This is a genomic window from Advenella sp., from assembly GCF_052108595.1.
Lineage (GTDB): Bacteria > Pseudomonadota > Gammaproteobacteria > Burkholderiales > Burkholderiaceae_B > Advenella.
Genome location: NZ_JBQEAU010000012.1, coordinates 45228 through 57113 on the forward strand (window position 1 = coordinate 45228; position 11886 = coordinate 57113).

Annotated in this window: 8 protein-coding genes and 1 pseudogene; 8 read left to right on the top strand and 1 reads right to left on the bottom strand. The window is 55.2% G+C overall.

Annotated elements, in window-relative coordinates; translation table 11 throughout:
• The 7 genes from acnB to efp form a co-directional block, all read left to right on the top strand.
• Positions 1-2164, top strand: a 2164-nt coding sequence (gene acnB, locus ACTIKR_RS03840; protein ID WP_442327191.1) for a bifunctional aconitate hydratase 2/2-methylisocitrate dehydratase, incomplete at its 5' end; no start/stop codon positions are given.
• Between the two features lie 369 nt (positions 2165-2533).
• Positions 2534-2905 carry a glyoxalase superfamily protein gene (locus tag ACTIKR_RS03845; protein ID WP_193088664.1) on the top strand — a complete coding sequence of 124 codons (372 nt, stop codon included), beginning with the start codon at positions 2534-2536 and terminating at the stop codon, positions 2903-2905.
• A gap of 398 nt (positions 2906-3303) precedes the next feature.
• Positions 3304-4494, top strand: a complete 1191-nt coding sequence (locus ACTIKR_RS03850; protein ID WP_193088665.1) for an aminotransferase-like domain-containing protein — start codon at positions 3304-3306, stop codon at positions 4492-4494.
• Positions 4495-4645: 151 nt separating this feature from the next.
• The gene (gene acnA / locus ACTIKR_RS03855; protein WP_193088666.1) at positions 4646-7333 is read left to right on the top strand and encodes an aconitate hydratase AcnA; all 2688 of its coding nucleotides are present in this window, start codon (positions 4646-4648) and stop codon (positions 7331-7333) included.
• Positions 7334-7511: 178 nt separating this feature from the next.
• Positions 7512-8711 carry a DUF2863 family protein gene (locus ACTIKR_RS03860; RefSeq protein ID WP_442327192.1) on the top strand — a complete coding sequence of 400 codons (1200 nt, stop codon included), beginning with the start codon at positions 7512-7514 and terminating at the stop codon, positions 8709-8711.
• The gene (locus ACTIKR_RS03865; protein ID WP_442327193.1) at positions 8695-10002 is read left to right on the top strand and encodes an elongation factor P maturation arginine rhamnosyltransferase EarP; all 1308 of its coding nucleotides are present in this window, start codon (positions 8695-8697) and stop codon (positions 10000-10002) included. The genes ACTIKR_RS03860 and ACTIKR_RS03865 overlap by 17 nt, the downstream gene beginning before the upstream one ends.
• 96 nt (positions 10003-10098) lie before the next feature.
• Complete coding sequence (gene efp, locus ACTIKR_RS03870) at positions 10099-10656, top strand: elongation factor P (RefSeq protein ID WP_193088669.1); 558 nt, start codon at positions 10099-10101, stop codon at positions 10654-10656.
• Positions 10657-10948: 292 nt separating this feature from the next.
• On the opposite strand, the gene ACTIKR_RS03875 is transcribed toward efp, so the two are convergent.
• Positions 10949-11434: a YajQ family cyclic di-GMP-binding protein gene (locus ACTIKR_RS03875; protein ID WP_193088670.1), complete on the bottom strand. Its 486-nt coding sequence runs from the start codon at positions 11432-11434 to the stop codon at positions 10949-10951.
• 227 nt (positions 11435-11661) lie between these two features.
• Between ACTIKR_RS03875 and ACTIKR_RS03880 the strand changes: the two are divergent.
• Positions 11662-11886: pseudogene (locus ACTIKR_RS03880) on the top strand (tellurite resistance TerB family protein); the annotation flags it as partial.

Here is an 11886-nt window from a genome sequence, read left to right on the forward strand (position 1 = left end):
TAACGCCAAGGCCGTAATGCAAAGCTGGGCCGATGCCGAATGGTTCACCAGCCGCCCTGAAGTGCCGGAAAGCCTGACCATTACCGTTTTCAAAGTCACCGGCGAGACCAATACCGATGACCTGTCTCCGGCGCCCGACGCCTGGAGCCGCCCAGATATTCCGCTGCACGCCCTGGCCATGCTGAAAAACCCGCGCGAAGGCATCGAGCCTCAGGAACCGGGCAAAATCGGTCCCATCAGCCAGTTGAACGAACTCAAGGCAAAAGGCAATCTGGTTGCCTATGTCGGAGACGTCGTCGGTACCGGCTCTTCTCGTAAATCGGCAACCAACTCCGTCCTGTGGTTCACCGGCCAGGACATTCCTTTTGTGCCAAACAAACGCTTTGGCGGCGTCTGTCTGGGCAGCAAGATCGCCCCTATTTTCTACAACACAATGGAAGATGCCGGCGCGCTGCCGATCGAACTGGACGTCTCCGACATGAACATGGGCGATGTCGTGGAACTGCGCCCCTACGAAGGCAAAGCCCTGAAAGACGGCAAGGTAATTGCCCAATTCAAGGTCAAGTCCGAGGTGCTTTTTGACGAAGTGCGCGCCGGTGGCCGCATTCCTCTCATCATTGGACGTGGCCTGACTGCCAAGGCCCGTGAAACACTGGGTCTGCCTGCATCTACCCAGTTTCGCCTGCCGGTTGACCCTGCAGATTCAGGCAAAGGCTACACGCTGGCTCAAAAAATGGTCGGTCGTGCCTGTGGTCTTCCAGAAGGCACCGGTGTTCGCCCCGGTACATACTGTGAGCCGAAAATGACCTCGGTGGGCAGCCAGGATACAACCGGCCCCATGACCCGCGACGAGCTCAAGGATCTGGCCTGCCTGGGCTTCTCTGCAGATCTGGTCATGCAGTCTTTCTGCCACACCGCAGCCTATCCGAAACCCGTCGACGTCAAAACCCACCACGAACTGCCTGACTTTATCAGTGATCGCGGCGGTATTGCGCTGCGCCCCGGCGACGGTATCATCCACTCATGGCTCAATCGCATGCTGCTGCCCGATACCGTAGGTACTGGTGGTGATTCGCACACCCGCTTCCCGATTGGTATCAGCTTTCCCGCCGGTTCCGGCCTGGTCGCCTTTGCCGCAGCCACCGGCGTCATGCCGCTGGACATGCCCGAATCAGTGCTGGTGCGCTTCAAGGGCAAAATGCAGCCAGGCGTTACCCTGCGTGACCTGGTCAATGCCATTCCGCTGTATGCCATCAAGAATGATCTGCTGACTGTTGCAAAACAAGGCAAGAAAAACATTTTCTCCGGCCGCATCCTGGAAATCGAAGGTCTGCCCGATCTTAAAATCGAACAGGCATTCGAACTGTCAGATGCATCTGCAGAACGCTCTGCTGCCGGTTGTACCGTGCATCTGAACAAAGAACCCATTATCGAATATCTGAACAGCAATATCACATTGCTCAAATGGATGATCGCCAATGGCTACGAAGACGAGCGCTCTCTGGGCCGTCGCATCAAGGCCATGGAAGCCTGGCTTGCCAATCCGCAATTGCTCGAGCCTGATGCCAACGCCGAATACGCTGCGGTCATCGAAATCGACCTGGCCGATGTGCACGAGCCTATCGTTGCCTGCCCGAACGACCCGGACGACGTCAAAACCCTGTCGGATGTGGCCGGTGCAAAAATCGACGAAGTGTTTATCGGCAGCTGCATGACCAACATCGGACACTTCCGCGCCGCTTCCAAGTTGCTCGAAGGCAAACGCGATATCCCGGTAAAACTGTGGGTCGCCCCGCCGACCAAAATGGACCAGAAGCAGCTGACCGAAGAAGGCCACTATGGCGTACTTGGAGTGGCTGGTGCCCGCATGGAAATGCCGGGCTGCTCATTGTGCATGGGTAACCAGGCACAGGTTCGCGAAGGCGCTACCGTGATGTCTACCAGTACCCGTAACTTCCCCAACCGTCTGGGCAAGAACACCTTCGTATACCTGGGGTCAGCCGAACTGGCCGCTATCTGCTCACGTCTGGGCAAAATTCCGACTCGCGAAGAATACATGGCTGACATGGGCATTATCGACAAGAACAGCGAGAGCATTTATCGCTACATGAACTTCGACCAAATCGAAGACTTCAAGGAAATCGCCGATTCTGTTGGCATCTGATGATTCTGTCGGCATCTGGTTACCATCACTCAGCCCTTCGGGGTTGAGCGACATGACACAGGTATCGGCCCTCGGGCGAAACCTGCGTCATGCATCCGGGCAACGAACCATTTAATGGTCCGGTGAAATAAGCCACACATGCAGATTAGATAACCAAGTCACAGAACAGACACGCCTGCGTGTCAATCACCCGGTACGCTGTACCGGGTTTTTTGTCTCATTTTTATGATGCCGTTTTGCAAGCCGCTTCACCGGCAAAACGCCAATGCTGTACCATTGCCCTGCTACGCCTGGACCCATTGACGATCATCTTTGATTCACGCTGTGGGAAGACACGCCAGCCCCCTGACCTTTTTCGGATTCGCTGCCATGCATCTTGATCACCCCATCCCCATTCTGCGCATTTTCTCCACCCCACTTGCCGAGACGTTCTATCTGGATTTCCTGGGCTTTGAAAAGCGCTGGGAGCATCGCTTTGCGCCCGATCTGCCGTTATACATGGAGATTGCCCGCGACAGCCTGGTACTGCACTTGAGCGAACACTTCGGCGATGGCACGCCCGGCAGCGCCGTTTTCCTGCCCATGGAAGGGATCCACACGCTGCAGCAAGACCTGATCAACAAAAAGGCGTCATTTGCACGCCCTGGCGTAACAAAAGAATCATGGGGTTTCACCATGAATATTTCGGATCCTTTCGGCAATCACTTGAGATTTTGCGAACAGCATCACGAACACAGCTGAGCTCACAGATTTACACCCGTCGCATGAAAATCCACGGGCCGGATCGGCCACCGGATACCCTTTACGGCGCGACCAAACTGCAACCCCGGCTAAGCGGTAAGCCTTCACTGGCGCTGTATTGGTGAGCCGGCCATAACAGTTTTGCGGCAAAAACCACCTTTGGCTCACAAATTCGGCACTTTTGCATCAATCGCTTGAAAAGCCGCGCCGGTGGTGGTGTAATCAACAGCATACTTTACCAGATAGACGCTTTATACGAATTAACAAAATTTCTATAAACATGTCTTTTACACAAGACTTGCGGTTCTGTATGGGTTAAAGCCATTCCTGTGATGCCGGGCTGTGCCATTGCGCAACCTGCGCCTCATCTATCAGTCCGAATAATTCCAACCGTCATTATGAACCGAGTTCCCTTTCAATTTTCCCAACGTGCTACGCAACTGACCAGCTCCGCCATCCGCGAGATCCTGAAAATTACCGAACGTCCTGATGTCACGTCATTTGCCGGCGGCCTGCCGTCACATCTGGGGTTTCCCACCGAACAGATCCGCGCCGCGTACGACAAGGTACTGTCTGAATCTCCCAAGGTGGCTTTGCAATATGGACCAACCGAAGGCTACCGGCCGCTGCGCGAATGGGTTGTCAGCGACTTCCAGGCGCGCGGCACGCAGATCGACGTGGACGAGGTGCTTATCGTTTCTGGTTCCCAGCAGGCGCTGGATCTGATCGGCAAACTGCTGATTGACCCAGGCAGCAAAGTGCTGGTGGAATCGCCAAGCTATCTGGGCGCGCTCCAGTCATTTTCTCTGTTTGAACCCGTCTATGAGCCGGTCGCTACCGACGATGGCGGCCTGATACCCGAAGACATCAGCGACCAGAAAGCCGACGGCGCCCGCTTTATATACTGCCTGCCCAACTTTCAGAATCCGACCGGCCGCACCATGGATCTGGAACGCCGCCAGGCGCTGGTAGAGCGCTGCGCCCGCCTGAACGTGCCCATTGTGGAAGACGATCCATACGGCGAGCTGCGCTACATGGGCGAACCGCTACCCGGACTGCTGCATCTGGGTCGCCAGGCCGGTGCGACCGTCTTGCGCATGGGCTCTTTCTCCAAGGTACTGGCGCCCGGCATGCGCCTGGGATACCTGGTTGCGCCTCGCGAAATCATTGCCAAATTGGTGCAAATCAAACAGGCAACCGATCTGCACACCGCCACGGTGACCCAAATGGCCGTGTACGAAACCATCAAGGACGGTTTCCTGAGCACGCACCTGCCCAAGGTGCGCGAACTGTATCGCAATCAGTGCCAGTACATGCTCGACGCCATGGACGAGCACTTTCCCAAGTCGGCCAAGTGGACCCGCCCCACCGGCGGCATGTTTATCTGGGTAAAAGTGGACGAAAAATTTGACACCACCCTGGCGCTGGCCCAGGCCGTTGAACAGTACAAAGTGGCCTATGTGCCGGGCGAACCTTTCTATCCCAATGTCGATGCGCCGAAAAACACGCTGCGCTTGAGTTTCGTGACCGTGACCGAAGAAAAGATCCGGGCCGGTATTGCCGATCTGGGTAAACTCTTCGCTGCGTGATGCGGTCAGTCAATTAAATTGAACTGTAATATCCAGAAAAGGCGGCTATCCTGTGGGGTAGCTGCCTTTTTTGTTGCCGGTCGCACAGCTAAAAAGGAGTAAAATGATCTACACTTAATACTGTTTGTGCGGAACCGCCCCGGAGATAAAAATGTCGTTAGCAAGCACCCTCAAAGAATTCAGAATCGGCAGCAACACTGCAAAATATTATTCCCTTCCCGAACTGGGCAAACAACTTGGCATTGACGTCCAGTCGCTGCCGGTTTCCATTCGGATTGTGCTTGAATCGGTATTGCGCAACTGCGATGGCAAGAAAATAACCGAAGAACATGTACGCCAGCTTGCCAACTGGCAACCGGTGGCCAAGCGCGAAGACGAAATCCCTTTTGTGGTTGCCCGAGTCGTTTTGCAAGACTTTACCGGCGTGCCCTTGCTGGCCGATCTTGCCGCCATGCGCGCGGTTGCCGACAAAATGGGCCGGGATCCAAAACGGATCGAACCACTGGTGCCGGTTGACCTGGTGGTGGACCACTCGGTCATGATCGACTATTTCGGCACCAAAAAAGCGCTGGATCTGAACATGAAAGTGGAGTTTCAGCGCAATCAGGAGCGCTACCAGTTCATGAAATGGGGCATGCAGGCCTTCGATACCTTCGGCGTCGTGCCTCCCGGGTTTGGTATTGTCCACCAGGTAAACCTTGAATACCTGGCCCGCGGCGTCTACCAGAAAGACAACGTTTACTATCCAGATTCTCTTGTGGGTACAGACAGCCACACGACCATGATCAATGGTATTGGCGTGGTGGCCTGGGGCGTGGGCGGTATCGAGGCAGAAGCCGCAATGCTTGGCCAGCCGGTGTATTTCCTCACACCCGACGTGATTGGGGTCGAGCTCACCGGTCAACTGCGCGGTGGCGTCACCGCGACTGATCTGGTACTCACGTTGACCGAAATGCTTCGCCGTGAAAAAGTCGTCGGAAAATTCGTGGAGTTCTGTGGCGAGGGCACAGCCACATTGTCGGTGACCAATCGCGCCACTATTGGCAACATGGCCCCGGAATACGGCGCCACCATGGGCTTTTTCCCGGTCGACGATCATACCATCGACTACTTCAAGGGCACCGGCCGCACCGAGCAGGAAGTGGCTGCGCTTGAAAATTATTTCAAGGCCCAGAACATGTATGGCATTCCCAAGGGCAAGGATATCCGCTATACCAAATTGCTGCATCTTGATCTGTCTACCGTGGCCCCGTCCTTGGCCGGCCCCAAGCGCCCGCAGGACCGTATTGAGATCGGCAACGTCAAGGATACCTTTGCCGACCTGTTCATCAAACCGGCCATCGAAAACGGCTTTAATCAGAGCCCTGAAAAATTCGAGCAGGTTTTCGAGACCAGCGCAGGCACCAGGCTCAAAAACGGCGATATCCTAATTGCGGCCATTACGTCCTGCACCAATACGTCCAATCCCAGTGTGATGCTGGCCGCGGGCCTGCTGGCCAAAAAAGCGGTGCAGGCCGGCATGAAAATCCCCAGCCATATTAAAACCTCGCTGGCGCCAGGCTCCCGCGTGGTCACCGAGTACCTGACTGCAACCGGCCTGCTGCCATACCTGGACAAGCTCGGGTTTGACGTGGCGGCCTACGGCTGCACCACCTGTATTGGCAATGCCGGTGACCTGTCAGCCGATATCAACCAGTCCATCACTGAAAACGATCTGGTCTGCGCCGCCGTTCTGTCCGGAAACCGCAACTTCGAAGCCCGGATCCATCCGAATATCAAGGCCAACTTCCTGGCCTCGCCTCCGCTGGTGGTCGCCTATGCCCTGGCTGGCACCATCAACAAAGACCTCATGACCGAGCCCGTTGGCAAAGGCAAGAACGGCGATGTGTGGCTCGGCGACATCTGGCCAAGCGAACAAGAGGTGCAGGAACTGCTGGCGGCCGCCATGCAGCCCGAGGTCTATCGCAAGAATTACGCCCAGGTCAAAGCCAACCCAGGCAAGCTCTGGGAAAACATCAAGGGCGTGACGGGAAATGTTTACAATTGGCCTGAATCTACTTATATAGCCAAACCACCGTTCTTTGACGCATTTGAAATGACGCCGTCACCCATGCCGCCAGTCAAAAATGCCCGGGCGCTGGGTATCTTTGGCGATTCGGTCACGACCGACCATATCTCGCCTGCCGGTTCCATCAAGGAAACCTCGCCTGCCGGCCGCTGGCTCAACGAGCACGGCATCATGAAAGCAGATTTCAACAGCTACGGGTCCCGCCGCGGTAACCACGAGATCATGATGCGCGGCACGTTTGCCAACGTACGTATCAAAAACCTGATGATTCCGCCACTGCCAACAGGCAGCCGCGTAGAAGGCGGAGAGACCCTGCACCAGCCCGGTGGCGAGCAGATGTCCATTTACGACGCCGCCATGAAATACATTCAGGATGGCGTGTCCACCGTGGTGTTCGGCGGTGAAGAATACGGCACCGGGTCCTCGCGCGACTGGGCCGCCAAGGGGACGCAGCTATTGGGCGTCAAGGCCGTCATTGCACGCAGTTTTGAGCGTATCCACCGCAGCAATCTGGTTGGCATGGGCGTGCTGCCGCTGCAGTTCAAGGACAACGACAGTGTCGATACACTGGGCATCACTGGCACCGAAACGTTCGATATCAGCGGGTTGGAAAACGGCATCAAGGCTCAGCAGGATGTCACGCTCACCATCCGTCGGGACGATGGCACCTCACAGGACGTCACCGTTCTGCTGCGTATCGATACCCCAATTGAAGTTGATTATTACCAGAACGGCGGTATTTTGCCGTTCGTACTGCGCCAGCTGCTTTGATAGACGCCAGGGTCCGCACCGTGCCGGGAAAACAGGCTGAGTCTTCTGCCACATGCCCCAGCACCGCCGGCCCGGGCGAACAAATGGTGTTTTGCCCGATCAGCGCCGCGGCGCGCGATCCTAACATGCTGTCCGGCCTGTCTTTTGAAGGCAGACCGGCAGCGCAACTACAAGTGTAATGAACCGGAAAAAACCAGCCAGCCTGCACGCCAGCGACCAACCGCTACTCGATTTATGCCTTGCCCTGAAGCAATCAGGCTGCATTGTTGAAGATCGTTATTGGGAAAATCTGATTCAGACCTCTCTTCTGGATATTTTCAAACAGAACCGCAAGAAGACGGTGGAACGACTGCTGGACCATTTATCCGATAGCGATTCCGAAACCCATGACATTCTGCTGGAAAATGCAGAGACGCTGTCGGAGTCCTGCGAATGGGTCCATGAGGGCGTGACCTACGACTGCGTGTTCGTGGCCATCCCGGTCATCGCCTGGACCCGTTTCGAGATTCCCCTGCCCATCCTTGATGGCGCCGCACAACAAGCGCTCGGCACGCTGCTTGGTCAGCATATTGCCGCCAGTGATGTGCGGATGGCCATCCACCCGCAAATCCTCAGCGTCGATCAGATGCCCCGCTCGTTTACCGGCGTTTTCCAGTGGATGATGGCCATTACCGGCAAGGTTTTCGGCACGCATGTTCGCTCCGTTGTGCCGGTTGATGACCTGTCCGAAGACATGCAGTTAATGTCGGACAGCCGTTTCGTGTTGGCAGCCTTGTGCACACCGAAAGGCCAGGCGGTTTTCCGCTGGCAGCAAGCCCAGGGTCCGTTCAGCGAACAGCGCCAGGCTTGCCTTGAGAGCTGGCGTACCGCGGCGACGCCGCTGTTCCAGAAGCTGCTGCCGGCCTGCGGCATTGAACTCATGCTGCCCGACGCCTTTTATATTGCCAATCGCCAGGCTGACAAACGTATCCGATATGCGGCCATCACAGCGGCCACGCAATGGCTGCAAACTGTCTTTGACACCACGCCGGATGCCTTTCGTGCCACCGTTGCGCTGTATCAGGACGAGGCCTTGCGGGAGATCAGGATCGGCTTTACGCTGCTGCAATCGCATGAAGTGATTTACGGATGCCTGTGGCCGGTCTTTCCTGACGAGACCGAAGATCAGCAACTGGAGACCATCAACGATTTTGCCCAGCTCAATACGTTACTCGAACATCTGCAGAACAATGGCATCCGCCATATTACCTGCCTCAAGGAAGTGCTCGATGGCAGCAGCGATGTGTCGGACGAACCGTTATTTCCCAATCCGGCCGGGGACCTGATGCCCGTGATGATGCCTGACGTATCGGAGGATCCGATTGGACGCTTCCACTAAACACCCGGCTCCCGGCAACAAACCCCATATCGATATCTTCTGTCGGGTTGTCGACAATTTCGGCGATATCGGCGTGTGCTGGCGGCTTGCCCGTTCCCTGCACCTCGAATGGTCGGCACACGTCAGACTCTGGGTTGATGACCTGACGGTTTTTCGCCAGCTGGCCCCGGCGGTACAGCCTGAACTGGACGAACAACTGGTCGAGGACATCCGGATCATTCACTGGACTGACAATCAGACCGCGCATACGCCGGCACAGCTGGTGATCGAGGCATTCGCCTGCGATCCACCAGCCCAATACATTGACGCCATGCCGGGCCATACCAAGCTATGGCTCAATCTTGAATATCTGTCGGCCGAGTCCTGGACGGCGGGCTTTCACGCTCAACCTTCTCCGCAACGCAACGGCGTCACAAAGTATTTCTTCTTCCCGGGTTTTTCAGACCAGACCGGCGGGCTGATTGGCGAAGCCGGATTGAGCGAGCGTCGGCGCAGCTGGATGCATTCTTCAACAAAGAAAAAACAGTTTTTGCAACGTCTTGGCCTGCCGCAAGCCCAGGCCTATCTGCAAGCTGACACGCTTTTTGTCAGTCTGTTTTGCTATGCCTCGGCCCCCTACCGCAGCCTGCTGCATGCCCTGCGAAAATCACGCAGGCCTGTGGTGCTACTGGTACCCCAGTCAGTGTTGCCCCAGCTGGAACGCGATGCCACTACCCAATTGCATGGCGCTGTTTCAATTCCCGATACTGGTATGGGCAACGCCCCCGCCTCCTCGCCAGATGCCGTGCCCGAGGCAGCGCCTCAGACGACGATGCAGGCCAAAAAACCTGCCCCATCAGAGGACAATGCTGCGCAGGATCAGCAGACACCGCTGCCAGGCGTTACGCTTTTGCGCATCCCTTTTCTGCCCCAGGACGAATACGACCAATTATTATGGCTGTGCGATCTGAACTTTGTGCGCGGCGAAGACAGTTTTGTCCGGGCCATCTGGTCCCGCAAACCCTTTCTATGGCAAATATACGAGCAGAGTGACGATACTCATCTGAAAAAGCTGCAGGCATGGCTGGCGCTTTTTCCCGGGCATGAAGAGACCAAAGCCATGATGCGCAGCTGGAATTCGCCCTCCAGGCATGCCTATTTCACCAATCAGCTTACGGCTTTGCTTAACACGCCCGGGCAATTGGATAGCTGGCGCAGAAGCTGTCGCACATTTGCCGAAAATTTGTCTAAAAACAAGACATTATCGGAATCCATCCGGATTTTTTATGAAAATACCGCCAACTCAGGCTAAAATCATACTTTTTTCCGCCGGCGTCCGCGTTCAGGCACCACACCTGCCAGGTCTGCAGCGGAATCTGCCACATCCATTCCATCCGGAGCATATTTAATGAAAACCGCACAAGAACTGCGCGTAGGTAACGTCGTCATGGTGGGCACCGAACCCCTGGTCGTGCAAAGAGCTGAATACAACAAATCCGGCCGTAACTCCGCTGTTGTCAAACTCAAATTCAAAAACCTGCTGACAGGATCAGGCAGCGAACAGGTTTCCAAAGCAGACGAGAAATTCGAAATTGTCATGCTGGAAAAGAAAGAATGCACCTATTCGTATTTCGCAGATCCCATGTACGTTTTCATGGACGAAGAATACAACCAGTACGAAGTCGAAGCCGAGAGCATGACCGACGCACTGAACTATCTGGAAGAAGGCATGACCGTTGAAGTCGTGTTCTACGAAGGCCGTGCCATTTCTGTAGAACTGCCTACGATCATTGTTCGTGAAATCACCTATACCGAGCCTGCTGTCAAGGGCGACACTTCAGGCAAAGTGCTGAAACCGGCCACAATCAGTACCGGTTACAATCTGGCCGTACCGCTGTTCTGCAATATCGGCGATAAAATCGAAATCGACACACGCACCAACGAATACCGCAGTCGTGTCATGTAATGATGCATAATCGGGCCCGGCGAGTTTTCTACGAACATCGCAAGCCCTATTATGAGAGAGCCCGCCAGCCCGGCTGATCACATCAGCAGGCCAGGCGGGCTTTTTTTCATCTTATCAAAGCGTGTGCGGCAGCCTGTCCGCAACACGGGGCTGCTCCCAGTACAAGTAACAAGCGGCTTGTCAGGAATGATGATATCCGAGCATGGTCCCCACGGCCGCTCCTCGAGGCTGGTGGCCGATATAGCGACACTGGTAGAGCGTCACCGATATAGCGCCCATCAATATTGCAATCTCAGTCCCGGAAATTGTTGAAGCTTAACGGCGCATCGGCCACTTCCTTTTTCAGCAGGGCAATGACGTCTTGCAGCACATCGCGCTTGGCGCCGGTGACCCTGACGGTATCGCCCTGGATGCTTGCCTGCACCTTCAGTTTGCTGTCTTTAATAATACGCACGATTTTCTTGGCCAGATCTCCGGTCACGCCTTTCTTGATGGTATTGAACTGCTTGAGCTTGTCACCGGAAATTTTCTCTTGCTTGCCTTTTTCCAGAAACCGAAGATCCACATTGCGCTTGGCCAGTTTATTGAGCAGCACTTCACGCACCTGCCCCACCTTGAAATCATCATCGGCGTAAATCACCAGCTCAAGATCTTTCTGCTCGATGCGGGCATCGGACCCTTTAAAATCGAAACGGGTGGAAACTTCTTTGTTGGCCTGATCGACTGCGTTGCGCACCTCTGTCATTTCGGCTTCACTGACCACGTCAAAACTTGGCATCCATCTCTCCATCTATTGAAATTAAAGGTTATTCTACGCGTCCTGTCACGCTGTTTCAATGAAACAGCGCCGCAATCGCGAACGTAAATATTTATAAAAACCAGCAAATACTGACTGCAATATGACACTCAAACTTGGTAGACTTGGTCTGAGCATTGATAGATGTCGATTGATCTGACTCGGTTTGACCGCTATCGGTCCCCACCATTGAATAAGGATACCCCATCATGAGTGCACTTAATATACTTGAATCCCTGCTCAGCGCCGGCAAATCAGCAATGAGCCAGGCTGGATCATCAGTAAAAAATGCCACATCCGGCGACAAGTCACTGCTGTCCGACGGTGACAAAACAGCCCTGAGTGCAGGTGTATTAGGCATGCTGGTGGGGCACAAAGCCAACAGCAATCTGGCAACCTACGGCGGGTTGGCCGCGCTGGGCACAGTGGCATAT

Excerpts from the sequence above, each read along its gene's own strand:
- ACTIKR_RS03845 (WP_193088664.1), top strand. The coding sequence starts at position 2,534 with ATGCATCTTGATCACCCCATCCCCATTCTGCGCATTTTCTCCACCCCA.
- ACTIKR_RS03850 (WP_193088665.1), top strand. The coding sequence starts at position 3,304 with ATGAACCGAGTTCCCTTTCAATTTTCCCAACGTGCTACGCAACTGACC.
- acnA (WP_193088666.1), top strand. The coding sequence starts at position 4,646 with ATGTCGTTAGCAAGCACCCTCAAAGAATTCAGAATCGGCAGCAACACT.
- ACTIKR_RS03860 (WP_442327192.1), top strand. The coding sequence starts at position 7,512 with ATGAACCGGAAAAAACCAGCCAGCCTGCACGCCAGCGACCAACCGCTA.
- efp (WP_193088669.1), top strand. The coding sequence starts at position 10,099 with ATGAAAACCGCACAAGAACTGCGCGTAGGTAACGTCGTCATGGTGGGC.
- ACTIKR_RS03875 (WP_193088670.1), bottom strand. The coding sequence starts at position 11,434 with ATGCCAAGTTTTGACGTGGTCAGTGAAGCCGAAATGACAGAGGTGCGC.